At 62.2% G+C, this 26,448-nt stretch carries 31 protein-coding genes; 20 read left to right on the top strand and 11 right to left on the bottom strand.

Features of this window, described 5'->3' with window-relative positions:
- Nucleotides 1-49: 49 nt before the first annotated feature.
- Entirely contained in the window at nt 50-1,165 is a 1,116-nt protein-coding gene (locus CDV44_RS25225; protein ID WP_087691380.1) for a hypothetical protein, read from the bottom strand.
- A 174-nt stretch (nt 1,166-1,339) separates the two neighbouring features.
- Nucleotides 1,340-2,083 (bottom strand): SDR family oxidoreductase, encoded by a 744-nt coding sequence (locus CDV44_RS25220; protein WP_087691379.1) that lies wholly within the window; start codon nt 2,081-2,083, stop codon nt 1,340-1,342.
- 108 nt (nt 2,084-2,191) lie between these two features.
- Here CDV44_RS25220 and CDV44_RS25215 point away from each other — a divergent pair, with 108 nt between their 5' ends.
- Entirely contained in the window at nt 2,192-3,115 is a 924-nt protein-coding gene (locus CDV44_RS25215) for a LysR family transcriptional regulator (protein WP_087691378.1), read from the top strand.
- Between the two features lie 71 nt (nt 3,116-3,186).
- Here CDV44_RS25215 and CDV44_RS25210 read toward each other — a convergent pair whose 3' ends face one another.
- A complete protein-coding gene (locus CDV44_RS25210) occupies nt 3,187-3,546 on the bottom strand; it encodes a VOC family protein (RefSeq protein WP_087691377.1) in 360 nt (119 codons plus the stop codon).
- Nucleotides 3,547-3,757: 211 nt separating this feature from the next.
- On the opposite strand from CDV44_RS25210, the gene CDV44_RS25205 reads away from it, so the two are divergent.
- From CDV44_RS25205 to CDV44_RS25195, 3 genes are all read left to right on the top strand, one after another.
- Nucleotides 3,758-4,303, top strand: a complete 546-nt coding sequence (locus CDV44_RS25205) for a hypothetical protein (protein WP_087691376.1) — start codon at nt 3,758-3,760, stop codon at nt 4,301-4,303.
- Between the two features lie 147 nt (nt 4,304-4,450).
- Nucleotides 4,451-4,639: a hypothetical protein gene (locus CDV44_RS25200; protein ID WP_087691375.1), complete on the top strand. Its 189-nt coding sequence runs from the start codon at nt 4,451-4,453 to the stop codon at nt 4,637-4,639.
- A gap of 75 nt (nt 4,640-4,714) precedes the next feature.
- Nucleotides 4,715-4,954 (top strand): hypothetical protein, encoded by a 240-nt coding sequence (locus tag CDV44_RS25195; RefSeq protein ID WP_141118808.1) that lies wholly within the window; start codon nt 4,715-4,717, stop codon nt 4,952-4,954.
- Between the two features lie 164 nt (nt 4,955-5,118).
- On the opposite strand, the gene icd is transcribed toward CDV44_RS25195, so the two are convergent.
- Nucleotides 5,119-6,372 carry an NADP-dependent isocitrate dehydrogenase gene (icd, locus tag CDV44_RS25190; RefSeq protein ID WP_087691373.1) on the bottom strand — a complete coding sequence of 418 codons (1,254 nt, stop codon included), beginning with the start codon at nt 6,370-6,372 and terminating at the stop codon, nt 5,119-5,121.
- Nucleotides 6,373-6,670: 298 nt separating this feature from the next.
- On the opposite strand from icd, the gene CDV44_RS25185 reads away from it, so the two are divergent.
- The 4 genes from CDV44_RS25185 to CDV44_RS25170 all read left to right on the top strand — a co-directional run bounded on the left by CDV44_RS25185 (nt 6,671) and on the right by CDV44_RS25170 (nt 8,517).
- Complete coding sequence (locus CDV44_RS25185; protein ID WP_087691372.1) at nt 6,671-7,261, top strand: pseudouridine synthase; 591 nt, start codon at nt 6,671-6,673, stop codon at nt 7,259-7,261.
- 52 nt (nt 7,262-7,313) lie between these two features.
- A complete protein-coding gene (locus tag CDV44_RS25180; protein WP_087691371.1) occupies nt 7,314-7,559 on the top strand; it encodes a hypothetical protein in 246 nt (81 codons plus the stop codon).
- 127 nt (nt 7,560-7,686) lie between these two features.
- On the top strand, nt 7,687-7,899 hold the full coding sequence (locus CDV44_RS25175; RefSeq protein ID WP_087691370.1) for a hypothetical protein: 213 nt from the start codon (nt 7,687-7,689) through the stop codon (nt 7,897-7,899).
- Nucleotides 7,900-7,986: 87 nt separating this feature from the next.
- Nucleotides 7,987-8,517 (top strand): DUF192 domain-containing protein, encoded by a 531-nt coding sequence (locus tag CDV44_RS25170; RefSeq protein ID WP_371328814.1) that lies wholly within the window; start codon nt 7,987-7,989, stop codon nt 8,515-8,517.
- A 96-nt stretch (nt 8,518-8,613) separates the two neighbouring features.
- Here the strand turns inward: CDV44_RS25170 and CDV44_RS25165 are convergent, their stop codons facing one another.
- From CDV44_RS25165 to xseA, 3 genes are all read right to left on the bottom strand, one after another.
- Nucleotides 8,614-9,207, bottom strand: a complete 594-nt coding sequence (locus tag CDV44_RS25165; protein ID WP_170936099.1) for an HD-GYP domain-containing protein — start codon at nt 9,205-9,207, stop codon at nt 8,614-8,616.
- Between the two features lie 364 nt (nt 9,208-9,571).
- Nucleotides 9,572-10,150: a superoxide dismutase gene (locus CDV44_RS25160; RefSeq protein WP_058375818.1), complete on the bottom strand. Its 579-nt coding sequence runs from the start codon at nt 10,148-10,150 to the stop codon at nt 9,572-9,574.
- 201 nt (nt 10,151-10,351) lie between these two features.
- Nucleotides 10,352-11,725: an exodeoxyribonuclease VII large subunit gene (xseA, locus tag CDV44_RS25155; RefSeq protein WP_087691368.1), complete on the bottom strand. Its 1,374-nt coding sequence runs from the start codon at nt 11,723-11,725 to the stop codon at nt 10,352-10,354.
- A 447-nt stretch (nt 11,726-12,172) separates the two neighbouring features.
- Here xseA and CDV44_RS25145 point away from each other — a divergent pair, with 447 nt between their 5' ends.
- The 8 genes from CDV44_RS25145 (at nt 12,173) to CDV44_RS25110 (ending at nt 18,046) form a co-directional block, all read left to right on the top strand.
- Nucleotides 12,173-12,787 (top strand): MotA/TolQ/ExbB proton channel family protein, encoded by a 615-nt coding sequence (locus CDV44_RS25145; protein ID WP_058375820.1) that lies wholly within the window; start codon nt 12,173-12,175, stop codon nt 12,785-12,787.
- A gap of 15 nt (nt 12,788-12,802) precedes the next feature.
- The gene (locus CDV44_RS25140; RefSeq protein WP_087691366.1) at nt 12,803-13,255 is read left to right on the top strand and encodes a biopolymer transporter ExbD; all 453 of its coding nucleotides are present in this window, start codon (nt 12,803-12,805) and stop codon (nt 13,253-13,255) included.
- A gap of 164 nt (nt 13,256-13,419) precedes the next feature.
- The gene (gene lpxK, locus CDV44_RS25135; protein ID WP_249277733.1) at nt 13,420-14,448 is read left to right on the top strand and encodes a tetraacyldisaccharide 4'-kinase; all 1,029 of its coding nucleotides are present in this window, start codon (nt 13,420-13,422) and stop codon (nt 14,446-14,448) included.
- Entirely contained in the window at nt 14,429-14,635 is a 207-nt protein-coding gene (locus tag CDV44_RS25130) for a Trm112 family protein (protein ID WP_087691364.1), read from the top strand. Before lpxK ends, CDV44_RS25130 begins: the two co-directional genes overlap by 20 nt.
- Nucleotides 14,632-15,414, top strand: a complete 783-nt coding sequence (kdsB, locus tag CDV44_RS25125; RefSeq protein WP_087691363.1) for a 3-deoxy-manno-octulosonate cytidylyltransferase — start codon at nt 14,632-14,634, stop codon at nt 15,412-15,414. Before CDV44_RS25130 ends, kdsB begins: the two co-directional genes overlap by 4 nt.
- A gap of 403 nt (nt 15,415-15,817) precedes the next feature.
- On the top strand, nt 15,818-16,483 hold the full coding sequence (gene adk, locus CDV44_RS25120) for an adenylate kinase (protein WP_058375824.1): 666 nt from the start codon (nt 15,818-15,820) through the stop codon (nt 16,481-16,483).
- Between the two features lie 130 nt (nt 16,484-16,613).
- A complete protein-coding gene (locus CDV44_RS25115) occupies nt 16,614-17,372 on the top strand; it encodes a 3-hydroxyacyl-CoA dehydrogenase (RefSeq protein ID WP_087691362.1) in 759 nt (252 codons plus the stop codon).
- 179 nt (nt 17,373-17,551) lie between these two features.
- Nucleotides 17,552-18,046: a DUF962 domain-containing protein gene (locus CDV44_RS25110; protein WP_087691361.1), complete on the top strand. Its 495-nt coding sequence runs from the start codon at nt 17,552-17,554 to the stop codon at nt 18,044-18,046.
- A 65-nt stretch (nt 18,047-18,111) separates the two neighbouring features.
- Here the strand turns inward: CDV44_RS25110 and CDV44_RS25105 are convergent, their stop codons facing one another.
- Nucleotides 18,112-18,978, bottom strand: a complete 867-nt coding sequence (locus tag CDV44_RS25105; RefSeq protein WP_087691360.1) for a SirB1 family protein — start codon at nt 18,976-18,978, stop codon at nt 18,112-18,114.
- Nucleotides 18,979-19,002: 24 nt separating this feature from the next.
- Nucleotides 19,003-20,553: a murein biosynthesis integral membrane protein MurJ gene (murJ, locus tag CDV44_RS25100; protein ID WP_087691531.1), complete on the bottom strand. Its 1,551-nt coding sequence runs from the start codon at nt 20,551-20,553 to the stop codon at nt 19,003-19,005.
- 180 nt (nt 20,554-20,733) lie between these two features.
- On the opposite strand from murJ, the gene rpsT reads away from it, so the two are divergent.
- Nucleotides 20,734-21,006, top strand: a complete 273-nt coding sequence (gene rpsT / locus CDV44_RS25095; RefSeq protein WP_058375828.1) for a 30S ribosomal protein S20 — start codon at nt 20,734-20,736, stop codon at nt 21,004-21,006.
- A 446-nt stretch (nt 21,007-21,452) separates the two neighbouring features.
- Here the strand turns inward: rpsT and CDV44_RS25090 are convergent, their stop codons facing one another.
- A complete protein-coding gene (locus CDV44_RS25090; protein ID WP_058375830.1) occupies nt 21,453-21,764 on the bottom strand; it encodes a DUF3579 domain-containing protein in 312 nt (103 codons plus the stop codon).
- 348 nt (nt 21,765-22,112) lie between these two features.
- Here CDV44_RS25090 and argF point away from each other — a divergent pair, with 348 nt between their 5' ends.
- The 3 genes from argF to CDV44_RS25075 all read left to right on the top strand — a co-directional run bounded on the left by argF (nt 22,113) and on the right by CDV44_RS25075 (nt 25,258).
- Nucleotides 22,113-23,039 (top strand): ornithine carbamoyltransferase, encoded by a 927-nt coding sequence (argF, locus tag CDV44_RS25085; RefSeq protein WP_058375831.1) that lies wholly within the window; start codon nt 22,113-22,115, stop codon nt 23,037-23,039.
- Nucleotides 23,040-23,399: 360 nt separating this feature from the next.
- Nucleotides 23,400-23,723 (top strand): pyrimidine/purine nucleoside phosphorylase, encoded by a 324-nt coding sequence (locus CDV44_RS25080; protein ID WP_058375832.1) that lies wholly within the window; start codon nt 23,400-23,402, stop codon nt 23,721-23,723.
- 86 nt (nt 23,724-23,809) lie between these two features.
- Complete coding sequence (locus tag CDV44_RS25075) at nt 23,810-25,258, top strand: patatin-like phospholipase family protein (protein ID WP_141118807.1); 1,449 nt, start codon at nt 23,810-23,812, stop codon at nt 25,256-25,258.
- Here the strand turns inward: CDV44_RS25075 and murB are convergent.
- Nucleotides 25,248-26,273: a UDP-N-acetylmuramate dehydrogenase gene (gene murB / locus CDV44_RS25070; protein WP_087691359.1), complete on the bottom strand. Its 1,026-nt coding sequence runs from the start codon at nt 26,271-26,273 to the stop codon at nt 25,248-25,250. The genes CDV44_RS25075 and murB overlap by 11 nt on opposite strands.
- Nucleotides 26,274-26,448 lie beyond the last annotated feature (175 nt).

The raw sequence follows: 26,448 nt of genomic DNA, 5'->3' as shown, positions 1-26,448 counted from the left end.
AGGACGCGGATAGAGACGAGGTAGATGTGAGGCAGAGGCGGCGCGACGCTCAACGCCCGTGCCACGTCTCCCAAAGGCCGCGCCAGAAGGCGTTGGCGTTGCGCCGCGCCCGCCACCGCAAGTTCGGCAGCGAGACCGCGAGCCACTGCGTGGCGTCGTCGATACGCCGCTCGGTGAATCGATTCGGCGCGTTGAACAGATCGAGATACGCCTGCCGGTAGTACTCGACCATCGCGCTTTCCTGATAGTAGGTCTCCATCCAGCGACGTGACGCCGCACCGATCTGCGTACGCAGCGACGCGTTCGTCAGCAACTCGACGAGCGGTGCCTCGGCAGCTTCGAGCGGCACGTCGACCCATGGCAATTCAAACGCACCAGTCAGGCGGCGAAGTTGCGACTGCACACGGTTGTCGAGATGACCTAGCGTGGGCTTGCCCTGCGAGAGCGCTTCAAGCCCGGAGAGATGGTAGTTGCCCGTCACGCACTCATCGAGCGCGACGGCAGCGCTTTGTTTCAGGCGCAGGCACTCGTCATGCGGCGTACCGGTAATCAGGCGAATTTCGCATAACCCGCGACGTTCAAGCCGATGTAAAAGACGGAGCGTTTGCGGCGCGCCTTTGGTCTCCCAGCGCTTGCGCCAGCCCGACGAACGTCCGCTCGGTGAAAAGACCACCACAGGGCGGCCCGCGTCGCTCGCTCTCTCCGGTTGGGGCATGTAACGCGGATCGTTGAGCGGCACGATGTTGGGCACCACGCGCGCGAATGGATAAAAGCGCTCGGGGCCTTGCGCGATGACCAGTTGCGGGATCGGATCATTTACGATTCGCTCGCGCATCGCCTTGTCATCGCGTGCCCACAACTCGGGCGCCGAATGGAACTGGCGTATCAGCTTCTTATTGGTGAAAAGCTGCGGGAAGTCGGCGCCGAAGGTCTTCTCCATCGGAAAAATCTGATGGATATGAATGACGTCGGCGGCAGCGATGACATCAAGTGCCATATCGCGCTGGCGTTTCCAGTCGATATCGACGGCGAACGTGCGTGTCTGATACGCGGCCGCGTCAAAGACGACGTGCCGCGCTTCGATATCGGTCAACCGGTTGAGCGCCGAGACGATGTTGCCCGGACTGCCCGCCACCGGCGTGTGCGAGATGTGGACGACCTTCATGAAGGCAGTCTAATCGCCACCCTCGCGCCGGGGTTTACATTGCGAAGGGTGTCTGCTTACCGCCGGTTACGACCGTAATACTTCGGCGAGACCGCTGAGGCCACTCCGCCGTTGAGTAGCTGGCTAGTTGCGTAGCCAGCTACCGCACTCTACGTACCGACTTGCCGCGCCAAATTACGCGTTGAAACCACCGTCGATCGTCAGGCTGGCCCCGGTCACGAAGCCTGCCTCATCGCTAGCGACGTAGGCAACCATGGCAGCGATTTCCGACGGTTCGGCGTGGCGCTTGAGGGCCATCAGGTCGTGCATCACACCGGCAAAATCGCCGGTCGCCGGATTCATGTCGGTCGCGGTCGGCCCCGGCTGCACGTTGTTGACGGTGATGCCGCGCGGGCCGAGGTCACGTGCCATCCCCTTGACCAGGCCGACGAGCGCCGCCTTGCTCATCGCATACGCTGCGCCGCCGGCGAACGGCATGCGGTCGGCATTGCACGAACCGATGTTGATGATGCGCCCGCCGTCGCCCATATGGGCGAGTGCCGCCTGCGACGCCACAAATACCGAGCGCACGTTGACGTCGAGGATCCGGTCGAAGTCTTCGAGCGCCATGTCTGCGACGTTGGCCATGGTGAAAACGCCAGCATTGTTCACGAGAATATCGATCTTGCCGAATTCCCGGGCGGCGTCGTCGACGGCCTTGCCCAGCGCCGCCGCATCGGCAGCATCGGCCTGCAAGGCCAGCGCGCGCCCGCCAGCGGCACGAATGCCTGCCGCGATGGCTTCGGCTTCTGCTTTCGAGCCCTTGTAGGTGAAGGCGACCGCAGCGCCATCGTCCGCCAGCCGCTGCACGATGGCCGCACCGATACCCCGCGAGCCACCCGTCACAAACGCTGCCTTGCCTTGAAATTTCGTTGCCATGATGCCACTCCGTTGTTTGGAAAAGTGAAGCCAGTATGGTCGGCGGATTACCTGCCAACTAGTCCATAATTCCGATCATCACTTTCAACCCAATGGAACAGGTGACCTATGGAAGCCCTGAACCTGCTCGAATCCTTCGTCCTCAGCGCGCGTACCGGCAGCTTCTCTGCGGCGGCGCGGCGACTCGGCATCACGCCTGCGGCGGTGAGCAAGAATGTCGCGCGACTGGAAGCGCAGATCGGCTTGCGGTTGTTTCACCGCAGCACGCGCAGTCTCACGCTAAGTGCGGGTGGCGAATCGTTCCTGCGGGAGATCGACGGGCCCTTTGCGGCACTCACCGACGCTGTGGCACGCGCCGCCGAGAGCGAAAGCGCGCCATCGGGCGTGCTCAAGGTGAGCGTGGCGCACGCGTTCGGGCGGCAGTATCTGGTCCCCATGCTCGGCGAGTTTCTTGCGCGCTACCCGGAGATCGTGCCCGACTGGCGCTTCGATAACCGCAGCGTGGATGTCGTAAGTGAAGGCTTCGACGCCGCCGTCGGCGGGGGCATCGAGTTGACACCCGGGGTCATCGCGCGGCGTCTGGCGCCGACCTATACCGTAATTTGCGCGTCGCCGGCGTATATGGCGGATCGGGCGATGCCGAAGCATCCCTCCGAACTGGCGTCGTTCGACGGTGTGATGCGCCGCTCCGGAATGTCGGGACGACTGCGCGCGTGGGAGTTGCGCAATGCACGCGGCGAGCGGGTCAATGTGGAAGCGCGCACGCGCATGATCTTCGATGACCCCGAGGCGATCGCGCATGCCGTCGCCCTCGGCTACGGCATTGCGCTGCTGCCAATGCCCCACGCCGCGCCGCTGCTCGACACCGGCCGGCTGATACGGCTGCTGCCCGGCTGGTGCGAGGAATATGGCGGCCTGTTCGTCTATTACTCGAACAAGAAGCAGTTGCCGTTGCGCACGCGGGTGTTTGTCGACTACGTGGTGCAAGCGTTCGAGGCGCAGAAACTCGCGGCTTACTTCGATGGGCGGTGAGCGGTGAGCGGTGGGCGGTGCAAGCGAACGGTAGATAGGCGGTCACACACGCCGTGCTCGGGGCGCGGCCGTTATCGGTGCGAAAGAATGTTGACGAGCCTGCCGAACGGATCGCGCACATAGAAGCGGCGCACGCCCCAGAGCTCGTCCACCGGGCCGTATTCGATGGCAATGCCCGCAGCCTGCATGCGAGTGAACGCTTCGTCGACATCATCGACTTCGATCGACACGTCGGGCACCGGCGTACCCGCACCGCCCTCGGTCGCGACACTCATCTGCACGGTCATCTTCGCGGCGTTGCCGTACGTCGCGATCCAGCCGTGATCCATCAGAAGTTCGAGTCCGAGCAATTCGCCGTAGAAGTGCTGCGCGGCCTGCATCGCCTCGTGCGTCGGCACGGCGATGTTTGCAACGATGCGATTGACCTTCATCTGCTGGCTCCCTTTCTGGTTTGTTGTTTCCGGTGGCCCCGGGTTATCCCGATGGGGCGAACGCGTGGCCGTGAAAGCGGCACTTGATCGATCCGCTCCGGTTCCTTGCCTTACGTGCTCGCGTGCACTGTAATTGAATTGTCGTGCCGACGTCATGCCGGGAATATGAGAACGTTCCCAGTCGGCCGCCTGGGGGGTGGGAGATCCGAATATGGATACCGCCAACACCGCACGCGCCGCATCCCGGTGCAGCGCCCGCATGCCCTTCGCGTCTGACACCGAGCGCCCCCGTCCTGAGTATCGCCTCCCGCTACTTGCCGAAACATGCCGTCGCAACCTTTGGCGTGCCGGGCGCGTTGCGCTTTTCGTCGTCGGCTGGCTGGGGATTGGTACAGCCTTCGGTCAGGCCGCTTATCCGCCAGCGTCGATTGAGATTACGGTTCCCATCGGCGAAAAAGTCGCGATATGGGTACAGCCCAACTACAGCGCGCTGTGCCGCTCGCTCGGACAACCCACCTTCCAGCTCGACTCCGTTCCCGCGCTCGGTGAAGTGTCGGCCGAGTGGACCGACTACACCGTGCCCGCGGGACAACGCTGCGAGACGATGCGCTTTCCCGGCATGATCGTCTGGTATCAGGCGGGGAAAGTCGCAGGCACCGACGTCGTGACATGGACGGTAGGTTTTCCGCGCGAGTTCACGAGTCGCATTCCGTCGACCGGCGATCATCGCGTCACGACGACCGTGGTCGTTCAATAGCGACGTCACTGAATTTCAGCGCTTAGGGATTTTTCGGATTTGCTGCTACGCGGCAGGTAAACGCTTGCGCTCGACGTATGGCGACGAAATAGAATTTGTCATGCCCCCTCTCCTTTCGTCGCTGTCGAATATCAGTCGCAGGCTTTCATGATCAAGATTTCCCCTCAGACACGAGCAAAGCTTCGCGGCGTCGCGAGCTACACCGTCATTGGTATCTCGTTGACCGGTGTCACCGTTGGCAACATGCAGCTCCCTTTTTTCCCGTTTGATCCACGCTACATCGGCGCCGTAATCGGCGCCTCGGTGTCCGCAATCTGGCTCTTTTGCCGAAGGTAATGTCTGGCGATGCCGAACTTCATATTTGACGGGAACTGGGTCGAGTACGGCGCGTTCTTTCACGGTGTAATTTATGTGGCATGGCGAATTTGGCGAACACGTCGCTCGCCGGAAATCGCGGCCCCGGTTCGGGCCGAAGAGTTTGCATTTGGCGTCGGACTCTTCCCGCAGTACTTGCTGCTGCTATCCGTCATGTCGTCGACGATTGTCGAAGGCCTCGCGCAATCCAGCCAACTGAGCCTGTGTGTAGCGGGGAGTTATGCGCTTGCCGCGATGTGGCAGGAACGCAAGAGCGGTTATTTGCTCGCGCGTTAGCGCGATGGAATCTTCGGCGTCCCATCACACGCATCGCATTACGTCACGATGAAAAAACCCCGGCAAGCGTAGCTCAACCGGGGTTCTGATTACCTTCGCGTGAAACGCAGCGGCAGTTGCAGGTCGTCGCAACTGCCGCCTGATTGCCGCCGTCGATCGTTGCCTTACATGTTCTCGATCATGACCGCGCCGAAGCCCGAACAGGACACCTGCGTCGCACCTTCCATCAACCGGGCGAAATCGTACGTAACCTTCTTCGAGAGAATCGACTTCTCCATCGACGCGATGATCAGGTCTGCCGCTTCGGTCCATCCCATATGACGCAGCATCATTTCTGCCGAGAGAATCTCGGAGCCCGGGTTCACGTAGTCCTTGCCCGCGTACTTCGGTGCCGTGCCGTGCGTGGCTTCGAACATCGCGACCGAGTCCGACAAGTTCGCGCCCGGCGCAATGCCGATGCCGCCCACTTGCGCTGCCAGGGCATCCGAGACGTAGTCACCGTTCAGATTGAGCGTTGCAATCACATCGTATTCGGCGGGACGCAACAGAATCTGCTGGAGGAAAGCATCCGCGATCGAGTCCTTGATCACGATGTCTTTACCCGTCTTCGGGTTCTTCACCTTGCACCACGGGCCACCGTCGATCTCCGTCGCGCCGAACTCTTTCTTCGCGAGACCATACCCCCAGTCACGGAACGCCCCCTCGGTGAACTTCATGATGTTGCCCTTGTGCACGAGCGTCACCGAGTCGCGGTTGTTGTCGATCGCATATTGAATCGCTTTGCGTACCAGACGCTCCGTCCCTTCGCGCGACACCGGCTTCACACCGATACCCGAGGTCTGCGGAAAACGGATTTTGCTCACACCCATTTCGTTTTGCAGGAACGCGATCAACTTCTTCGCGCCTTCGGACTCGGCTTCCCACTCGATGCCTGCGTAGATGTCTTCGGAGTTCTCACGGAAGATCACCATGTCGATCTTCTCGGGCTGGCGCACCGGCGACGGCACGCCCTTGAAGTACTGCACGGGGCGAAGACACACGTAGAGATCAAGCTGCTGGCGCAACGCCACGTTCAGCGAACGAATGCCGCCACCGACCGGCGTCGTGAGCGGGCCCTTGATCGAAACAACGTAGTCCTTGACCACTTCGAGCGTCTCGTCAGGCAGCCACACATCGGGTCCATAGACACGTGTCGACTTTTCACCCGCGTAGATTTCCATCCAGCTGATCTTGCGCTTGCCGCCATACGCTTTCTCAACCGCGGCATCGACGACCTTGAGCATCACCGGTGTGATGTCCACCCCGGTGCCGTCGCCTTCGATGTACGGGATGATCGGCGTGTCCGGAACGTTCAGAGAGAAGTCCTTGTTCACGGTGATCTTCTCGCCGGCGGGGACCTTGATGTGCTGATACGACATGGTGGGGCTCCAATTGGATAGATCGGATATCGCACGAGAGGCGGCGGTATCGCCATCGGGTTTACCGCCCTATTGTAGTCACAGCGCTCATCGCTGCGTACAGCAAGCCCTAAGTCTTATATAAGACATAAGACTGATTTTTCCGATTATGCATTAACATGTCAGGCCTGAACAGAGGTTGCCGCCCGGCGATGAAGTCCGCGAATTCTGCGAATCACTGCGAAATTCTGTGAAATGCCGGGCGACGTGTAATGTCGCACTTCCTCATGTCGGCAATCTCCGATTTTCTTCCCTCGGTATGACACTTCTCGCACTCAACAAGCCCTTCGGCACGATTTGCCAGTTCTCGCCGCACCCCACGCGCCCGACGCTGGCCGAATGCGTGCAACGCCCGAACGTCTATCCGGCCGGACGACTCGACGCCGACAGCGAAGGCCTGCTGCTGCTGACTGACGACGGACGCCTGCAAGCGCGCATCGCCGAGCCCGAGCGCAAGTTGCCCAAGACTTACTGGGCTCAGGTCGAAGGCGCTTACGACGAAGCCGCCGTCGCCCGGCTGCGCGCCGGGCTCGATCTTGGCGACTTCATCACGTTGCCGTGCGAAGCCCGCGAAATTCCCGAGCCCGAATCGCTGTGGCCCCGCGATCCGCCGATTCGCTATCGCGCGAGCATTCCAACGCACTGGCTCGAGATCCGGCTCGTCGAAGGCAAAAATCGTCAGGTGCGGCGCATGACCGCAGCCGTCGGCAAGCCGACATTGCGACTCGTGCGTGTGGCCATCGGCCCCGTCGACGTCTTTGCGTTGAACCTCGCCCCTGGGCAGTGGTGCGAACTGCCGCAACAAATACTTACACTTTCCGGTCAACGAAGCGGTCGCTCGACTCGTTGAGGGAACAGGTGCGCAACATACGCACCACTAATTGAAACGAGGAAACCAAGTCATGAACAAACTGCTGCTCGCCCTGACCGCCGGCATGATCGTGTCCGGCGCCGCGATGGCCCAACAATCGGCGCCGGCGACGGCACCTGTCGCGCCGGCGGCGCCCGCAGCAGCAGCACCCGCTCCGGCGGCGGCAGCTGCCGACAAGGCTGCGCCGACGAAGAAGGCATCGCACAAGAAGCATCATCACAAGAAGTCGGCCAAGAAGGGTCCGGCGACCCAGCCGCCGACTGGTAACAAGCCGTAATACTTCACTTCGTAAAAATCCGCGAGTGAGTTGTCAACCGATGTCCTGAATGGACGTTATTAGAGGTGACTCACTTCGCGGGTCAACGAGTTCACTACCCAAACATCGAGCTTCAACGAGGAATCTCATGAAAAAACTGATCGCTGCCCTGGTCGCTGGCCTGTTCGCAACTGGCGTGTTCGCTCAAGCTGCTGCTCCGGCCGCTCCGGCTGCTGACGCTGCTCCGGCCGCCGCCGCAAAGCCGGCTGCCAAGAAGAAGTCGACGCACAAGAAGTCGGCTCACAAGAAGTCGGCGAAGAAGGCTTCGGCTGCTGAAGCGCCGGCCGCCGCCAGCAAGTAAGTACCGCGTCGCGCAGCTTCTTTGCGCAACTGACGGTAATAAGCAGGTTGCTCACGCAACCTGCTTTTTTTTCGTCCGGCGGCTACAATGACCCGCCATTCGTCTGACGTTTTCAGACCTTCCCAGGAGTCGTTCGTGATCCGGATTTCACGTCAACTGGCCTCGCTCGCTGCCAGCACCACGTTCGCTGCCGCCGCTGCCGTCATGGCACTCGCCCCCGCTACCGCCGCCGCGCAACGGATCAAGCAGCCGGGCGATTTCCCAACCGTTCAGCTCTCCGCCGGCATGTTCCTCATCAAGGCCGAAGTCGCCGCCACCGAAGCGGATCGTGAGCAGGGCCTGATGTATCGCCAGAAGATGGCACCGAACGCCGGCATGCTGTTCGTGTTCGAGAATCGCGCCATGAACTGTTTCTGGATGCGAAACACGGATCTGCCGCTGTCGATCGCCTTTCTCAAGGACGACGGCACGATCGTGAACGTTGAAGATATGGCGCCGCAAACGGATGACAACCACTGCCCGCGTGAACCGATCCGCTACGCGCTCGAGATGAATCAGGGCTGGTTCAAGACCAAAAACCTGGGGCCGGGTGCGAAGATCTCGGGCCTGCCGAAGTAAACGCGCCGATCGGTTGACCCGCACAACGCGGGTCACACCTCGACACCTATCGATGCCGGGGCGCCCGGGCGCCTCCAATGTCCAGGTGATGGCGCGCTAACGCGCGCCGCTTGAAATCGCCAGCGCGGGCATCAGCGCCCGCTCAAGAAATCGGTCGAGGAGCCACGGATCGAAATGGCGCCCGCGCTCGCCGAGCATCGCCTTCACGATCTGCGCCGGTGTGAGCGCTGCCCGATACGGCCGGTGACTCGCCAGCGCGTCGAAGACGTCGACCAACGCGACGATGCGTCCGGCCAGCGGGATACGATTTCCCGACAATCCGAACGGATAACCGCCCCCGTCATATCGCTCATGGTGAGTGCGCGCGACGCTCGCGGCCAGATCGCAGGCAGCGCCGCCGATGGCATTGAGCATGTCGGCACCGAGTTGCGGATGCATCCGCATCACCCGAATCTCATCGGCCGTCAGCTTGCCCGGCTTCTCAAGAATCGAATTCGGAATACAAAGCTTACCGGTATCGTGGAGTGCAGCGGCCAAGGCGAGCGCCTGCGCTTCGATCGCCGGCATCTCCAACGCCTGAGCAAAACGCCACGCCAGCCGGCCGACGCGCCACATATGCGACGCCGTGCCGCCGCGCTTGTGTTCGGCTAAACGGAACAGCGTCCACGCCGCGGGTGGCAAACTGCGCATGAGATGCGCATCGGCCAGCCAGTAGCGTTGATGTGACGGGTGGGGTGGCGCGTCGTGCGTCGCACGTTGGGCAGCGCGAGCATGGGCACGATGCGAGGAAGAGCAGGCATCGCACGTTGGCGCAGGGTCTGGCATACGTCATCCGGTCGTTGGAAGTGGCTACTCTAACGACGCTTGCCCATCCGAATGTTGACGCTGATCAAACGACACCACCCTGCGGGCAAACCGGTGGCTGCTGAAAACAAAAAGCCCATCGCAAGCGATGGGCTTTTGCTTCACCGGCGAGGCGCCGCGCTCGGGTCAGGCGCGTGACGCCAGGGTTGACCTCGTTGCCGGTGAATTCCGGGTGTTCCGGGGTATTCGATTACGCGAAGTTCTTCGCTGCGAAGTCCCAGTTGACCAGACCCCAGAATGCCTCGACGAACTTCGGACGGGCATTGCGGTAGTCGATGTAGTACGCGTGTTCCCACACGTCGATGGTGATCAGCGGCTTGTCCGTGCCGGTGATCGGCGTGGCGGCGTTGCTGGTGTTCACGATGTCGACCGAACCGTCGGCCTTCTTCACGAGCCACGTCCAGCCCGAACCGAAGTTGCCCACGGCCGACTTCGAGAAGGTTTCCTTGAAGGCGTCGAACGAGCCGAACTTGGCTTCGATGGCCTTGGCCAGATCGCCCGTCGGTGCGCCGCTGCTCTTCGGCGACAGCGTGTTCCAGAAGAACGTGTGGTTCCACACTTGCGCTGCGTTGTTGAACACGCCGCCCGACGACTTCTTGATGATGTCTTCGAGGGACGCGTTTTCGAATTCGGTGCCCTTGATCAGGTTGTTCAAGTTCGTCACGTAGGCTTGGTGATGCTTGCCGTAGTGATACTCCATCGTTTCCTTGGAGATGGTCGGCGCCAGTGCATCGATGGCGTACGGCAGTTCAGGGAGCTTGTGTTCCATGGCGATTGTCCTTTGTGCTCTGAGGGGAACCCGATTTGCATTATCCGGAACCACCGATTCTAGGGCAGATGCGATAACCCCGCAAACCCGACGGTTACTCGTTTCACCGCACTTTGCGCTTCACGTGTGACGATTGTGTGCCAATCCCGGCTAATCGCCGCAGATTGTCTGCACTTCACCAACACTGGCGAGCCGGCACCGCTAAAAAGTATCGTCTAGCCTGACCTGGACATCACCAATGCCCACGTCCGCCGCACCATCGGCCAGATGCATCGTGACCTGCTGGCCCCGCTGGAGCTTGCACGGGTCGCGCACCGGCTGACCGCGGCCATCGAGCACGGCAGCATAGCCACGCTGCAACGTGCGGCGCGGATTGAGGAGTTCCAACTGGGCAGTGGCATCGACGAGCCGCTGTGTCGAGCGCTCGGTGCGGCGCGACATGGCCGTGTGCAGACGCTGCGAGAGCAATGCGAGCCGTTCATGTTGCGACGCGACATCGGGCACGGCGCGCGTAAAGCGCAGGCGCAGCATCTCGAATCGGCTGCGGCGCTGTGCCAGCGGGCGCTCCAGCGCATGACGCATCCGGTCGGACAGATGCGCGAGTGCGCCCTGTTGCCGGGCCAGACGCTCACGCGGCGACACCAGACCGCGCGACAGACTGTCGAGCTGCTGGGCGCGCTGCTCCAGCGTGCGCCACATGGCACGTGTCAGGCGTTGCCGCTCGCGGTCCACCTCGCGCAGACACTCGTCACGTGCTGCGCTGATCAACTCAGCCGCGGCCGTGGGAGTGGGTGCCCGCACGTCGGCCACGAAGTCGGCAATCGTGAAATCGGTCTCGTGGCCAACGCCCGACACCACCGGGAGCTCGCTGCGCGCAATCGCGTGCGCGAGCACTTCCTCGTTGAACGCCCAGAGATCTTCGATAGAGCCGCCGCCACGGCACAGCAAGATCGTGTCGACTTCTCGGCGCGCGTTAGCGGTATCAAGCGCTGCGGCCAGACGCGAGGCGGCATCCGCACCCTGCACCGGGGCCGGGTAAATCACCACAGAGACGTGCGGTGCCCGGCGGGCGAGCGTACTCAACACGTCGCGCAGCGCCGCCGCCTGCAACGAGGTCACCACGCCCACCCGGCGGGCGTAGCGCGGCAGCGGCCGCTTGCGATCGGCGTCGAAAAGCCCTGCCGCCGCAAGTTTCTCCTTGAGCCGCAAGAAGGCTTCATAGAGGTTGCCCTGCCCCGCGCGCCGGATCGCCTCGACGTTCAGTTGCACCTCGCCGCGCGGCACATACATCGAAAGCAGCGCCCGCACTTCCACGCGGTCGCCCTCTTTCGGTGAAAAATCAGCATGTTGCGCGCGACCACGGAACATCACGCAGCGCATCTGCGCCTGCGCGTCCTTGATCGAGAAATACCAGTGGCCACTCGCCGCGCGCGTGAAGTTCGAAATCTCGCCGCTCACCCAGGCGAGCGGGAAACTCCGCTCCAGGACCCCGGCGACGGCCTTGTTCAAATCCGAAACACTGAGCACGCGATCCGCACCACGATTGGGCCGGGCGTCGTCAAAAGAAAGGTTCATGCGATTCGGCAGGTCAAAAACTGTCCACAGGCCCGTTAATTTAAGGGTTTTCGCACCCCGCTGCCGCACTTTTCCTACATCGGGGCGGTAAAGCCTTGACTGACGGGGCTGTCCGGCGGGTGTCGCACCCGCGTCACATGGCATTTTCGTGACAGCCAGCAGGATATACGGGCGCCCGGGGACATGTGCACAAAGTTATCCACAGGCTGGCTTTGTGCGTTTGGGAATCGAGAGGTTGCGGAGGTGTTCATATCTGAAACCATTTGTTGCTCATTTTTTCATCACAAACCAAAAATCTCCTTGCCGTCAAAGACTTGCCAAAAATATCCCAAGGTTGTCCACATCCTTGTGCTCGTTAGATGTGGAAAACGGTGCTTGCCCATCCCCACCCTGCACGCTACAGTGCGGACTCGTTTGCCCATCCCCGCAACAAGCAAGAGGTCGTCTTTGTTCGCCGTCATCCAGGCCGCCGGTTGGCCCATCTGGCCACTTCTCATCGCATCCGTCATCGCCCTCGCCCTGATCGTCGAGCGCGCCCTGTCGTTGCGCCGTGCACGCGTGCTGCCCAGCGGCGTGCTCGAAAACGCCATTACGCTCGCGCGCCGCTCGCCCGCCAAACACGACGCCACGGAAGCGCTCGCGCGCGGCTCGCTGCTCGGCCGCGTGCTTGCCACCGGCGTGCGTTACGTTGCGCATAACCCGCAAGGCCCGCGCGACGGTGCTAAAGAGGCGCTCGAAGAAACCGGCCGTGCCGTGGCGCATGAGCTTGAGCGCTTTCTGCCCGCGCTCGGCACCATTGCCTCAGTGGCTCCGCTCATGGGGTTGTTTGGCACCGTGGTGGGGATGATCGAGATTTTCGGCTCGCAGGACGCCACAGGCACCGATCCGGCGCAACTCGCGCATGGCATTTCGGTGGCGCTGTACAACACCGGGTTCGGCCTGATGATCGCCATTCCCGCGATGATCTTCTACCGGTACTACCGCACGCGCGTCGATGCGTTCCTCGTAGAACTGGAAACGCAGGCCGTCCATTTCCTCGATGCCACGCTGCCGCGGCACTGATCGGCGAGGCGCACGATGAATTTCCGTCGAGGCCTCTCCACGCGCGACGAGCCGGAGATCAATCTGATCCCGCTCATCGACGTGCTGCTCGTCATCTTGATCTTCCTGATGATCACCACGACCTACACGCGTTACACCGCGCTCAAGGTCAACCTGCCCACCGCCGATGCCGAGAAGGCGGTCGTGCCGCCGCGTCAGATCGTGGTGTCAGTGGGTGCGGACGGTAGTTATGCCATCGACCGGCAGGCCCTCGGCCAACGCGACGTGGCAAGCCTGACCGCGGCGCTGCGGCAGGCCACAGGCACGCCGAGCGCCGGTGCGGAACCGCCGGTGATCATCATCAACGCCGACGCGAAGAGTACCCATCAGTCGGTCATCAACGTGATGGAAGCCGCGCGTGAAGCCGGTCTGTCGCGGCTGACGTTCGCCGCGCGCTCGAATACCGCTAACGGCAAGCCCGCCCGATGACGACCCCGGCCGACCGAGACGCTAACAGCACCAACGGCACCCACGGCACCCCGGGTAAAAACGGCACCGCCGGTGCCTCGGGGGCCCGCGCCCGTGCGTTGGTCCCTCGGTTGTCCGGCTCGCTCGTTCATTGGGTCAGCGCGCAATGGCAGCGGCGCGGTGTGATGGCGTGGCTGTTCTGGCCCTTGTCGTGGATCTTCGCCGGCGTGGCCGCATGGCGGCGCCTGAGTTTCCGGCGTGGCTGGAAAACATCAACACGCCTGCCGGTCCCGGTGATCGTGGTTGGCAATCTCACCGTCGGCGGCACCGGCAAGACGCCGACCGTCATCGCACTGGTCGCGGCACTGCGCCAACAGGGCTATCGCCCCGGCGTGCTCTCGCGTGGCTATGGGGCGCAGTTGTCGCGCCCGACCGAAGTCGTCGCAACGTCGCGCCCCGAAGACGTGGGTGACGAACCCCTGCTCATCGCAAAACGCACTAGCGTCCCCGTCTGGGTTTGGCCGGCGCGCGTCGAAGGCGGCCGTGCACTGCTTGCCGCACATCCCGAATGCGACGTCATCGTCTGCGACGACGGGCTGCAACATTACGCACTGGCGCGCGACGTCGAGATCGCTGTCTTCGACCACCGGTTGGGCGGCAACGGCTTTCTGCTGCCCGCCGGGCCGCTGCGCGAACCGCTCTCGCGCCGACGCGACGCAAACCTCATCAACGATCCGTTCGGCAAGACGCTGCCCGACTGGCCCAACACCTGGCGTCTCACGCTGGCATTGGGCGACGCGTGGTGCGTGAGCCAGCCGACGCTCTCGCGGCCGCTCGCCCACTTTGCGGGCGCTGGCGCCAGCAGCCCGGCGTCGGCTTCGGCCCCCGTCCCGGCATCCGCAACCCCGGCCCCGGCCCCGGCCTCGCGGCGGATTCTCGCCGCTGCGGGCATCGGTGCCCCCGAGCGATTTTTTGCAGCGCTGCGTGCGGCGGGTCTGACCATCGAGACGCTGCCGCTGCCCGATCATTACGATTTCGCGACCAATCCGTTCGACGGGGTCGCGGCCGATGCCATCCTGATTACCGAAAAGGATGCAGTAAAATGCCTCACCTGGTCCGACCCGCGTGTGTGGGCCGTACCCGCCGAGGCGGCGCTCGATGCGCGCCTGGTATCCCTGGTAGTGGAGAAATTGCGTGGACACCCGACTGTTTGAAATTCTCGTCTGCCCGTTGTGCAAGGGCCCCCTGGAGTACGACAAGAAAGCCCAGGAACTGATTTGCCACGCGGACAAGCTTGCGTACCCCATTCGTGACGGCATCCCCGTCATGCTGGCCGACGAAGCCCGTCAATCCGTCGAAGGCACGCCGGTGCCGCTGACCGACGACAAGTCCGGATCGTGAGCCAAGTGACCGATTTTGTTGCTGTCGTCCCGGCGCGTCTCGCGTCGACGCGCCTGCCCAACAAGCCGCTCGCCGACATTGGCGGCAAGCCGATGGTCGTGCGTGTGGCCGAGCGGGCACGTGAGTCAGGTGCCCGGCAGGTCGTCGTGGCGACCGATTCTCAAAGCGTTGTGGATGCAGTTGCCGCCCACGGGTTCGACGTCGTGCTCACGCGCGCCGATCATCCGACCGGCACCGACCGCCTCGCCGAAGTCGCGGTACAGCAGGGCTGGTCCGACGACACGATCGTCGTCAATGTGCAGGGCGACGAGCCGCTAATCGACCCGCGTCTCGTGCATGCCGTGGCGGGCCATCTCGCCGAACACCCGGAATGCGCGCTGTCGACGGCGGCACACCCGATTACGGACAACGCCGAGATTTTCTCGCCGAATGTCGTCAAGGTCGTGCTCGACGCCCATAGCCGTGCACTGTATTTCTCGCGCGCCCCGATTCCGTGGTCGCGCGATGCATGGAGCGCCGGCCTCGCGAATCTCGCTGCACTGCCGGCGGCAATGACACCGGTGTATCGGCATATCGGGCTGTACGCTTATCGTGCCAAATTCCTGCGCAGCTATCCGAGCCTGCCGCAGGCACCGTTGGAGACGGCGGAATCGCTCGAACAGTTGCGTGCGTTGTGGCACGGCGAGCGAATCGCGGTGCTCGTGACGGATGACGCGCCGCTGCCCGGTGTCGACACGTCCGAAGATCTCGAACGCGTGCGCGCCTTGCTTCGCGACTGACCTTGTCACAGCGACGTCACACACGACCTCGTTCGTGACGTCGCGCATCACTCGTCTGGTTACTCGCCGCAGCACTGGTTTCATCGCTCGCCTCGGCGCCTGAAATCCTCAAGCCATCCCCGTTCGAACCACACGGCGATCGTCCCGGAATTCGCACAGGCATGCCGCCAGCGAGCCCGCAAAACGCCGACGGGCGGGCACGTCGTGGCATAATCGCTTTTGATTCTCGCGAGCAGACCTCCGGTCGCGCGCGCCGCGCTGCTGCCAAGCGCGCCGCCAGCGCGCCATGTTGCGTGTCGTATTGCGTGCCGGTCAACGCCCCGCACGCCCACGCAAACCCCGGAGACGAGACTGCCTGCCGCACGCACAGCATTCACAAATCACAAACTTTCAGGAGTCATCGATGCGTCTGATTTTGTTGGGGGCACCCGGGGCCGGTAAGGGCACCCAAGCCACTTTCATCAAAGAAAAATTCGGCATCCCGCAAATCTCGACCGGCGACATGCTGCGCGCCGCGATCAAGGAAGGCACCCAGCTCGGTCTGGAAGCCAAGCGCTTCATGGACGCAGGTGATCTGGTGCCGGACGGCGTCATCATCGGCATGGTCCGCGAACGCCTGACCGCCGACGATTGCAAGAACGGCTACCTCTTCGACGGCTTCCCGCGCACCATCGCACAAGCCGAAGCCATGAAGGAAGCCGGCGTCGCCATCGACTTCGTGCTCGAGATCGATGTGCCGTTCGATGAAATCATCACGCGCATGAGCGGCCGTCGTACGCACCCGGCATCGGGCCGTACGTACCACGTCAAGTTCAACCCGCCCAAGGTCGAAGGTCAGGACGATGTGACCGGCGAGCCGCTGGTGCAGCGCGACGACGACAAGGAAGAAACGGTCAAGAAGCGTCTGGCCGTGTACGAATCGCAGACCAAGCCGCTGGTGGCCTATTATTCGGATTGGGCGAAGCATGGCAGCCCGGGCGCCATCGTCGACGCACCGCAGTATCGCAAGATCTCGGGCCAAGGCAGCGTGGACGAAATCCGCGCACGCGTGTTCGATGCACTGAAGTAAGCGTCACCATCGCACCCGCGACCATGCGCCGACCCTCACCTATCCCGGTTGACGTTCGGCGCAGATGACGCAACAGAAAAAGGCGGCCAGTGCAGACTGGGCCGCCTTTTTTGTCTCAGGAGGATGACGCATGGAAATTCAGGGCAATGTGTTTCTGATCACCGGTGGCGCCTCGGGGCTCGGCGCGGCCGCCGCGCGCTGGCTCGCCGGACTGGGTGCGAAGGTCGCGCTCGCCGACGTCAACATTGACGAGGGCGAAGCGCTGGCCGAAAAGCTCGGCGGCAAATTCATCAAGTGCGACGTCACGCGCGAGGACGACGGCAAAGCAGCCGTAGCCGCCGCGCAGACGCTGGGTACCTTACGCGGCCTGGTCAATTGCGCGGGGATCGCCATCGGCAGCAAGACTGTCGGGCGCGACGGCCCGCACCCGCTCGATACGTTCTCACGCGTCATCCAGATCAACCTGATCGGCACGTTCAACATGATCCGCCTGGCCGCCACGGCGATGAGCCAGACGGAACCCAATGGCGAAGGCGAGCGCGGCGTCATCGTCAACACGGCATCGGTGGCCGCTTACGACGGTCAGATGGGACAGGCGGCCTACGCCGCGTCGAAAGGCGGTGTCGCGAGTCTGACGCTGCCGGTGGCACGCGATTTGTCTCGCAGCGGCATTCGCGTCATGACCATCGCACCGGGTATCTTCGAGACGCCGATGATGCTGGCCATGCCCGCAGAAGTGCAGGCCTCGCTCGGCCAGATGGTGCCGTTTCCGCCACGCTTGGGCAAGCCGTCGGAATACGCGATGCTCGTCGAACAGATCGTGCGTAACCCGATGCTCAACGGCGAAGTCATTCGGCTGGATGGCGCGATCCGTATGCAGCCCAAGTAGGCTCGCGAGCGCAGCCCAAGGACACCCAAAGGCACCCAGAGACACTTTGCCGCATCGCAGCAATTTGCCGTGCCGAGTATGACTACAATGAAACTCAGGCCGCACTCTGCGGCCGACTCCGACGCCGGTACGTCGCCGGCCCCGCGTGTTCCCCCCGTCCCCCGAGGCAGGAGGCTGGCATGAAATCACTGGCGCAACAGATGTCGTTCTACCAGCGCTATCACCGCAGTCCCAAGAATCGTCTGACCCATTTCTTCGGCGTTCCCATGATCATCCTCGCGGTGATGCAGGCGTTTTCGTGGATCCCACTCGGCCCCAGTGGCCTGAACGCCACGCATGTGATCGTGCTGATCCTGCTGATGTACTACTTCCTGCTCGATGTGCCACTCGCGCTGGCCATGACCGCATTCTTCGCCGTCATGCTCGCGGTGACCCAGCACCTCGGCCGCCTGCCTTGGCCATGGGCGCTGACCGCGTTCGGTGTGTTGTTCATCGGCGGCTGGATCATCCAGTTGATCGGACACCATTTCGAGGGACGCAAACCCGCCCTGCTCGACAACCTCTTCCAGATTTTCATCGCGCCGATGTTCCTGATGGCCGAAGTGTTTTTCTACTTCGGCTACAAGCCGGGCCTGCGACGCCGAGTGGAGGAGTTGGCGGCGCAATCCGCGTGAAACAAAAACGCCAGCCTCATCGGCTGGCGTTTTTCGTTTTGCGGCATGAGCGCCGGAATCCGCTGTTACCCGTGACTGCCCGGCCGACGGCTCAGGTCGTCGAGCACCTGCCGGATGGCGTCGGCATCTTCGGCCTCGGGTCGCTTGCTCAGATAAAGTTCAAGATCATCTTGCGCCGGGCGTATGAGTTTGAGCCTCGCGTAGGCCAACCCACGGTCACGCTTCTCGATCGGCTGGTCGGGCAACAGGAGAACCATGCGCTCCTGAATGGCCAGCAACCGCTCCCACCGCTCGTTCTGCGTGTAAATCGCCCGCAGATTACGGAGCATGCGCGCAAGGATTTCCCGCGGCGTTGCCGGCTCGAGAAACGGATGCAATAGCGCCCAGAGCGCCAGTTCCTGAATCGGTTCGGCGCTCTCGTCGCGATAGTGCTTCAGATACGGCTCGACCATTTCCAGCAGTCGCTGCGGTGAGAGCGAATTGCCGGAGAGCGGATCGATGACCACGTCGCCGGCGGGCACCGCCAGTCTCAACAGAAAATGCCCGGGGAAGGACAGCCCGCGCAGCGGCAGTCCGATCTGATGCCCGATCTCCATACACAACACCGCCAGCGAAATCGGAATACCGCGCCGGCGGTCCAGCACGATATGCAGATGGCTGTTGTCGGGATCGTAGTAATCGTTCTGATTGGCCGAGAAGCCGAGTTCGCGGAAGAAGAAGTGATCGAGCAGTTGCAGCTTCTGCAATGGCCCGGCGTCCGTCGGCAAGCGTCTGGACAGGCGAGCGGCGAACGCGTCGATCTGCGTGAGCGTGTCCTGCACGTCGAGATCGGGGTAGACGTCCTGCGCAATGGAAATGGCCGCTTCGGTCAGCGGCAAGCCATCGTCAGACGCCACCAGTGCAGCAAAGTACTCGAGAAAGCGATTCGCCATGCGGCACCCGTAGGTCCTGCCGCGTCAATTCGTGCGACGGCGGAAGAACGAGAAATTGAAACCCATGAGGAATAATGCGCCGAAATACACCACGGCGCATAGCACCAGACTCGCGCCCAGCAGCGCAATACGTGCGAGCGGCCGCGCCCCGAGGGCGACCCAGTCGAAGCTCTGCGTGAACCACAGCAACACCCCGGCCAAAATCAGACACGCCGCCAGCAATTGCACGAAGAAGAGCCGCCAGCCGGGTGCCGGACGGTAAATACCCCGCTTGTAGAGCCCCACGAAAAGCAGCGCTGCGTTCATGCAAGCGCCCACGCCAATCGAGAGCGACAGGCCCGCATGCGCAAACCAGCGCACGAACAGCAAGTTCGACAGCTGTGTGGCAATCAATACCACTATGGCAATCTTTACCGGCGTCTTGATGTCCTGTTTGGCATAGAAGCCGGGCGCCAGAATTTTGATCAGAATCAGGCCAACCAGCCCTACGCCGTAGGCGGTCAGGGCATGGGCCGTCATCACGACGTCGTTGGCGTCGAATCGACCATATTGATAGAGCGTGGCGGTCAGCGGTTCCGCGTAGACGAAGAGCCCCACGGCGCTTGGCGTAGCCAGCAAGAACGTCAGGCGCAGCCCCCAGTCGAGCAGCGCCGAATATTCGGCGCCGTCGCCATCGGCATTGGCACGCGAGAGGCTCGGCAGCAGAATCGTGCCCAGCGCCACGCCCAGCAAGGCGGTCGGAAACTCCATCAGGCGGTCGGCGTAGGCCAGCCACGACACGCTGCCCTGCGCGAGCCGCGACGCAATATTCGTATTGATGATCAGGCTCACCTGCGCGACCGACACCGCCAGTGTGGCCGGCACCATTTTCGCGAGCACCCGCTTCACGCCGGGGTTGCGCAGGGCGGCCACGATATTGATGGTGATGCGCGGCACCATGCCGATGCGGGCGAGCGCGGGTAACTGGATAAGCAGTTGCAGCACGCCGCCGACGATGACGGCGTAAGCCAGTGCGTAGACGGGGGTTTCAAGGTGTGGCGCGACCCACAACGACGCGACGATCGAGCTGACGTTGAGCAGAACGGGCGCGAAGGCGGGCACCGAGAACTGACGCCACGTATTGAGCACCCCGGCGGCGAGCGTCGTGATCGAGATCAGGGTGATGTACGGGAACATGACGCGCGTCATGAAGACGGCGGCGTCGAACGTGCCGTTTTCGCGCGAAAGCCCGGTCGCGACCGCATAAACCACGCCGGACGCCCCGAGAACGCCTGCGACGGTGATCGAGAGCAGTACCCAGAACAGTACCGTGGTGACCGAATCGACCAGTGTTTTGGTCTCGTCGGCACTTCGCTGCGACTTGAATTCGGCCAGAATTGGCACGAATGCCTGCGAAAACGCCCCTTCTGCGGACAGACGGCGAAGCAGATTGGGGATACGGAACGCCACGTTATAGGCGTCGGTCATTGGACCGGCCCCGAACATGCGCGCAATGAGAATTTCACGGACCAGACCGGTGATGCGCGAAAGCATCGTAAAACCGCTGACCGTAGCGAGAGCTTTTAGCAAATTCATGTTGCGGGTATTATACGCACAGCATTGCAGCAAAGACGTTGCAATTTCCGTTGGCCTTCGGCTATAATCGACGGTTTCGAAGTCAATGGATTGCTTCCTGGCCACCGTGTCTCCCAGGGAGCCGAGCCAAACTGCATAGAAAGCCGCATCAGGCGGAGCAATTCAAGGAATTCACCGAACATGGCAAATACTGCACAAGCACGCAAGCGCGCGCGTCAAACCGTTAAGATCAACGCTCACAACTCGGCGCTGCGTTCGCGTCTGCGTACGGCTGTGAAGGCTGTCCGCAAGGCTATCGCCAAGGGCGACCAAGCCGCTGCCAAGGAAGTGCTGCGCACTTCGGCAAAGACGATCGACATCATTGCTGACAAGAAGATCGTTCACAAGAACACCGCTGCTCGTCAAAAGAGCCGCCTGTCGGCCGCCATCAAGGCGATGTCGGCTGCTGCCTAAGACAGCGAGTCGATAGACGACGCTGCAAAGCACTACAAGTTGCTTGCCGGTTCTGACTTCGGTCGGAACACTAAAAAGCCCGCTTCATGCGGGCTTTTTTCTATTCTGCGACGGAAAACTTAGATCGCTGAACAATCAGCGCATCAAAACGCGTAGACGCGCCCCTTCGGCCGTCACTCCCCACACAGCCAGCATGCACGCCGCGACTTTCCAGACTGCTATGTTCATCGATAGACCTCTGCGGTAAAAATGCGCGTCACAGCGACGCAGAAAATCAGCAAGACGGGTAAGACAAAGTGAGCCGGAGAGACAAATCGGAAGCGGCGGGAAGGCTGAGAGGCGGGAGAGGCGGGAAAGGCGGGAAAGGCAGACGACGGTGAGTCAGGGCCAAAGGCCCGGCACTCACGTCAGGCCGAATACATCGGCCCAGGGGGTACTGAAGAGTCTTACTTTACGTCGGGAACGAAGCAGGCTTCGGTCAGTTGCAGATCGTTGTCGCGGGCGAAATTCATGACGAAATCGAACGCCATCGGCTCGATTTCGCGAAGTCGCTCGTCAACGACGACGCATTTGACGTCACCCACCATAATCGGGCGCACATAGGGGGAGTACTGCATGTATGCGTTCGGGCCGGTACCCCGGCCACAGAACGACACGGCGCCGCACAGACGTTCCGCCCAGTCACTCGGCCGGAACTTCTTGCCATCCCGGGTCAGACCCTGGATGAAATACTCGCGCGCGGAAACCTGGTCGGTCATATCGCTCAATCACCTCAAAAAAACACCTGACCAGCCATACGCGGGTAGCGTTGCTGACAGAGACAGTATTATATCTTATATAAGACTCAAACCCGTCTCCCCACCGTTGCCGCAGATGTTTTTTTCGGTCTTGCCAGCCCTTCCGGGCTGTGCCGCAGCGGTGTCGATCATACGCTTTTCGTGTGACGACAAAACGATTTGGTAGACTAGGGGTCTGCTCCTCCAAGTGGGGGAGCGGGCCTTAAGGCTTGTTCGTCGCGCCGACAGCGGGCGAGTTCCCGCCGGGTCTCCCGATCTCGTGTTTGCCTTCGTGATCCCCCGATTCTCGGCCTCCTGCAGAACATCCACATGACCACCGCTAAACCCATCAAGCATTACCTTCAATTTTCGGATCTGGCACTCGACGAGTACGACTACGTGCTCGAACGCACCCGCATCCTCAAGAAAAAATTCAAGAACTACGAGACCTACCATCCGCTGCACGACCGCACGCTGGCGATGATTTTCGAGAAAAGCTCGACCCGCACGCGACTGTCGTTTGAAGCCGGTATTCACCAATTGGGTGGGCACGCCGTGTTCTTGAATACGCGTGATACGCAACTTGGCCGCGGCGAGCCGATCGAAGACGCCGCCCAAGTCATCTCGCGCATGACCGACATCATCATGATCCGCACGTTCGGTCAGGAGATCATCGAGCGCTTCGCACAGCATTCGCGCGTACCGGTGATTAACGGCCTGACCAACGAGTACCACCCGTGTCAGGTGCTGGCGGACATCTTCACGTACTACGAGCATCGCGGCCCGATCAAGGGCAAGACCGTGACGTGGATCGGCGACGCCAACAACATGTCGTACACGTGGATTCAGGCGGCCGAAATCTTCGGCTTCCAGGTCAACATCTCGACCCCGCCGGGCTACCGCCTCGACCAAGCCATGGTGGCCGAATCGAGCCGTCCGTTCGTACGCGAATTCGACGACCCGCGCGAAGCCTGCGAAGGGGCCGACCTCGTGTCGACCGACGTGTGGACCAGCATGGGTTATGAGGCCGAGAACGAAGCCCGTAAGGCAGCGTTTGCTCAATGGTGCGTGAACGCGGACCTGATGAAGCAAGCCAAGGCCGACGCCCTGTTTATGCACTGCCTGCCCGCCCACCGCGGCGAAGAAGTGTCGGCCGACGTGATCGACGGCCCGCAAAGCGTCGTCTGGGATGAAGCCGAGAACCGTCTGCACGTGCAGAAGGCGCTCATGGAGTACCTGATGCTCGGTCGCGTCTGATCCAGAGCGCACCGCCGGTCAGCGCGACGCGCCAAAGGCTCCTCGCCTTCCGCTATCATCGCTAACGCGCCGCAGCGCTTGCCGCTCGGCGCGTTTTTCGATGTTTTTGGGCATTTATTGACGATATGGCAGCGATTTTCTGCCTTTCTTCATAGCCACACGATCTGAAGCGCACTACCCGTCAGAACATTTCGCAATTTGCACCACCTCGGTGCGAATTTGTTGTGCACTGCACAAATGTCAGCCGGGTCGACGCTCGAAACGTGCTAGCATGAATTCACCCCTGCCCGCCTGATGTGTTGGTTAGCGCCGACGCCGGGCAGCAGGACTTCCGACTTCCGAATCAAACCGCATCCGGTCATGACGCAAAACGCAACGCAGTTCGACAACGTTTCCGTAATCAAGCGCGCTAATACTTATTTCGACGGCAAGTGCGTCTCGCACACCGTGCTGTTCCCGGACGGCACGCGCAAGACGCTTGGCGTGATTTTCCCCGCCACGCTGGCGTTCGGCACCGATGCCCCGGAAATCATGGAAGTGACAGGCGGCCGTTGCCGCATTCGTCTGGCCGGTCAGACCGAGTGGCAGGAATATGCCGCCGGTGAGCAGTTCTCCGTGCCGGGCAACAGCAAGTTCGATATCGAGGTCGTCGAGACGCTCGATTACGTTTGCCACTACGGCTAATCGCCGGCCAGCATCGCAACCGCACGGATTGATTCGCGCGGTTGCCCTCTAGGCCGGTTCAGCGCGGCCCGGCGCCGCTACACACTATGTCGCGTCTGCCCCCCGAATTTGCCGACGATTCTGGCGACAATCCTGCCGACGATGCTGCCGGCAACCCTCCCTCCACAGCCCCTTCGGGCCACGCCAGTCTGTCCGACACCGCCACCGCGCATGCGAATGGCACCGCTTCGGATCTCGAACCCAGCGACGTCCCGCTGCTGCCGCCCGACGGTCTGACCGCCCCCGCGAAATCCGGCAAGACAGCCAAGACCGCTGAACCCGTCAAAGCCCGCACCCGCTCGCGCAAGCGCGACGCGGCAGAATCCCCAGACACCCCCGACACGCTCGACGCCAAAGGCACCGAAGCCAGCACGCCCAAAGGCACCAAGGCGAGCGCCACGCGTCCGTCACGCAGCCGTCGCGGCAGTGCCAAACGTAAAGGCATCGATCTCGGCCTGCAAGGCGGGGGCGCGCACGGCGCTTATACGTGGGGCGTACTCGACAAATTGCTCGAAGACGGACGTCTCGAGTTCGAGGGCATCAGCGGCGCATCCGCCGGCACCATGAACGCGCTGGTACTGGCGCATGGCCTGCTGGACCGGCCGGGCGTCGACCCACGCGAAAAAGCCCGTGAATCGCTGCACAGCTTCTGGCTAGGGGTATCGCAGGCCGGCTCATCGGCCACGGCGTGGGCGCAAACCGTCTTCAGTTGGCTCAACGGCCGCCCGACCGAATACCCGGTGTGGCACGACTGGATGCAGAGCATGCAGCAGTGGATGATGCCGTTTGCGCAGCCCACGGCCGAAATCAACCCGCTGCGCACGGTGCTCGAAGCGCAGGTCGACTTCGAGCGTCTGCGCGAGAGCACGGCCACGCGCCTGTTCGTTTCGGCGACGAATATCCGCACGGGCAACATCCGCATCTTCCGCACGCATGAAATCACGCTAGATGTCGCGATGGCATCGGCCTGCCTGCCGTGGCTCTTCAAACCGGTGAAGATCGATGACGACTTTTACTGGGACGGCGGCTATCTCGGCAACCCGCCGCTCTACCCGTTCTATTACGAAACGCTCACGAGCGACATTCTGATCGTGCACATCAACCCGATCGAGCGCAAAGAGAAGCCTGTGCTACCGGGACAGATCATGAACCGCGTGAACGAGATCACCTTCAATGCGTCGTTGCAGCGCGAATTCCGTGCGATTTCGTTCGTGCACAAGTTGCTCGACGAAGGTTGGCTCAAGCCGGAATTCCGCAAGCGTCTGAAGTACCCGTTGATTCACTCGATTCGTGCCGACAAGGAGCTGTACGACTTGTCGTCGTCGACCAAATTCGTGACCGACTGGCACTTTCTGACGACACTGCGCGATCGCGGACGCGAGGCGGCCGCCCGTTGGCTCGACGAGCATTTCAACGACGTGGGGGTGCGCTCTACGGTGGACTTGCGACGCGACTATCTCCAGCGGCTGCCGGACGCCACGTCGATCAAAGCATGAGCGGTTCGGGTTCGAGCGTGATGCCGAAGCGCGCGTGCACGCTGGCCTGCACGGCCTTCGCGAGCGCGACGATATCGGCCCCGCTCGCGCCGCCGCGATTGACCAGCACGAGCGCCTGCCGCTCGTGTACTGCCGCCGCCGGCGCGGTATCGAGCGACTTGCCGCGCCAACCGCACTGATCGATCAACCAGCCGGCGGCGACCTTCCACGTGCCGTCGGGCTGTGCATAGCCGACGATCTCCGCAAAGCGCTCGCGCAGCGAGGCAAACGTCTGCGCATCGACCACCGGATTCTTGAAGAAACTGCCCGCGTTGCCGAGTTCCAGCGGATCGGGCAGCTTGCGGCGGCGAATATCGGCCACCGCTTCGAATATCTGCACCGCGCTGGGGGCCTCGACACCCGCATCTGCGAACGTGCGCGACACGTCCGCATAGCCGGTCACCGCCTGCCACGGGCGCGGCAGGCGCAGCGTCACCGACACGATGATGTAGCGTCCGGGTTCGCGTTTGAACAACGAGTCGCGATAGCCGAAAGCACACGCCTCGCGATCCAGCGTGACGAATTCACCGGTCGACGTGTCGAGCGCGCGCAACGAGGCGAAACGCTCGGCGAGTTCGAGCCCGTAAGCACCAATGTTCTGGATAGGCGCGGCGCCGAGCGTGCCGGGAATCAGCGCGAGGTTTTCGAGCCCCGGGCACCCTTGCGCAAGCGTCCAGCCGACAAAGTCGTGCCAGACCTCGCCCGCGCCGCCACGCACATAGCTCGCATCGGCATCGTCGGCCAGCCGTTCACGGGCGCGAATCGCCATCTTCAGCACCACGCCGTCGAAGTCGCGGGTCAGCACGACATTGCTGCCGCCGCCGAGCACCAGACGCGGCAAGCCCGCCAGTTCAGGCATGGCGAGGGCGGCCACCAGCGCCGCTTCGCTGTCGATCGTGACGAAGTAGCGGGCTGCGGCAGGCAGACCGAAGGTATTGAATTCGCGCAGGCTGACGTCGCGTTGCAACTGGAGCATGAAGAGTGGTGATGTGATTCAGCGGCCGGGCGGCCCCGCAAATGATTGCGGGATGGATGCAGAACGGACGCCTGAATTACAATGTCGGGCGAAAGAATTTTGCGCATTATACCGGCCATGCCGCGCAGTACCGCTGATTGCCCGGATTGTGCGGATTGTCCGGATTGCCGGGACT

The organism is Pandoraea sp. PE-S2R-1 (assembly GCF_002179865.1).
Taxonomy (GTDB): Bacteria; Pseudomonadota; Gammaproteobacteria; order Burkholderiales; family Burkholderiaceae; genus Pandoraea.
The sequence above is the reverse complement of the archived record's forward strand: the minus strand, read 5'-3'. Positions and strand labels throughout refer to the sequence as shown.

What these genes read in the sequence shown, in the direction of transcription:
- lpxK (WP_249277733.1), top strand. Translation starts at nt 13,420, where the DNA reads ATGGCGTGGCTGTTCTGGCCCTTGTCGTGGATCTTCGCCGGCGTGGCC.
- CDV44_RS25215 (WP_087691378.1), top strand. Translation starts at nt 2,192, where the DNA reads ATGGAAGCCCTGAACCTGCTCGAATCCTTCGTCCTCAGCGCGCGTACC.
- CDV44_RS25200 (WP_087691375.1), top strand. Translation starts at nt 4,451, where the DNA reads ATGATCAAGATTTCCCCTCAGACACGAGCAAAGCTTCGCGGCGTCGCG.
- xseA (WP_087691368.1), bottom strand. Translation starts at nt 11,725, where the DNA reads ATGAACCTTTCTTTTGACGACGCCCGGCCCAATCGTGGTGCGGATCGC.
- adk (WP_058375824.1), top strand. Translation starts at nt 15,818, where the DNA reads ATGCGTCTGATTTTGTTGGGGGCACCCGGGGCCGGTAAGGGCACCCAA.
- CDV44_RS25110 (WP_087691361.1), top strand. Translation starts at nt 17,552, where the DNA reads ATGAAATCACTGGCGCAACAGATGTCGTTCTACCAGCGCTATCACCGC.
- CDV44_RS25140 (WP_087691366.1), top strand. Translation starts at nt 12,803, where the DNA reads ATGAATTTCCGTCGAGGCCTCTCCACGCGCGACGAGCCGGAGATCAAT.
- CDV44_RS25180 (WP_087691371.1), top strand. Translation starts at nt 7,314, where the DNA reads ATGAACAAACTGCTGCTCGCCCTGACCGCCGGCATGATCGTGTCCGGC.
- CDV44_RS25205 (WP_087691376.1), top strand. Translation starts at nt 3,758, where the DNA reads ATGGATACCGCCAACACCGCACGCGCCGCATCCCGGTGCAGCGCCCGC.
- CDV44_RS25185 (WP_087691372.1), top strand. Translation starts at nt 6,671, where the DNA reads ATGACACTTCTCGCACTCAACAAGCCCTTCGGCACGATTTGCCAGTTC.
- CDV44_RS25090 (WP_058375830.1), bottom strand. Translation starts at nt 21,764, where the DNA reads ATGACCGACCAGGTTTCCGCGCGCGAGTATTTCATCCAGGGTCTGACC.
- CDV44_RS25080 (WP_058375832.1), top strand. Translation starts at nt 23,400, where the DNA reads ATGACGCAAAACGCAACGCAGTTCGACAACGTTTCCGTAATCAAGCGC.
- CDV44_RS25225 (WP_087691380.1), bottom strand. Translation starts at nt 1,165, where the DNA reads ATGAAGGTCGTCCACATCTCGCACACGCCGGTGGCGGGCAGTCCGGGC.
- CDV44_RS25210 (WP_087691377.1), bottom strand. Translation starts at nt 3,546, where the DNA reads ATGAAGGTCAATCGCATCGTTGCAAACATCGCCGTGCCGACGCACGAG.
- murJ (WP_087691531.1), bottom strand. Translation starts at nt 20,553, where the DNA reads ATGAATTTGCTAAAAGCTCTCGCTACGGTCAGCGGTTTTACGATGCTT.
- argF (WP_058375831.1), top strand. Translation starts at nt 22,113, where the DNA reads ATGACCACCGCTAAACCCATCAAGCATTACCTTCAATTTTCGGATCTG.
- CDV44_RS25160 (WP_058375818.1), bottom strand. Translation starts at nt 10,150, where the DNA reads ATGGAACACAAGCTCCCTGAACTGCCGTACGCCATCGATGCACTGGCG.
- CDV44_RS25175 (WP_087691370.1), top strand. Translation starts at nt 7,687, where the DNA reads ATGAAAAAACTGATCGCTGCCCTGGTCGCTGGCCTGTTCGCAACTGGC.
- CDV44_RS25105 (WP_087691360.1), bottom strand. Translation starts at nt 18,978, where the DNA reads ATGGCGAATCGCTTTCTCGAGTACTTTGCTGCACTGGTGGCGTCTGAC.
- CDV44_RS25115 (WP_087691362.1), top strand. Translation starts at nt 16,614, where the DNA reads ATGGAAATTCAGGGCAATGTGTTTCTGATCACCGGTGGCGCCTCGGGG.
- murB (WP_087691359.1), bottom strand. Translation starts at nt 26,273, where the DNA reads ATGCTCCAGTTGCAACGCGACGTCAGCCTGCGCGAATTCAATACCTTC.
- icd (WP_087691373.1), bottom strand. Translation starts at nt 6,372, where the DNA reads ATGTCGTATCAGCACATCAAGGTCCCCGCCGGCGAGAAGATCACCGTG.
- CDV44_RS25220 (WP_087691379.1), bottom strand. Translation starts at nt 2,083, where the DNA reads ATGGCAACGAAATTTCAAGGCAAGGCAGCGTTTGTGACGGGTGGCTCG.
- CDV44_RS25170 (WP_371328814.1), top strand. Translation starts at nt 7,987, where the DNA reads ATGACCCGCCATTCGTCTGACGTTTTCAGACCTTCCCAGGAGTCGTTC.
- CDV44_RS25075 (WP_141118807.1), top strand. Translation starts at nt 23,810, where the DNA reads ATGTCGCGTCTGCCCCCCGAATTTGCCGACGATTCTGGCGACAATCCT.
- CDV44_RS25165 (WP_170936099.1), bottom strand. Translation starts at nt 9,207, where the DNA reads ATGCGCAGTTTGCCACCCGCGGCGTGGACGCTGTTCCGTTTAGCCGAA.
- rpsT (WP_058375828.1), top strand. Translation starts at nt 20,734, where the DNA reads ATGGCAAATACTGCACAAGCACGCAAGCGCGCGCGTCAAACCGTTAAG.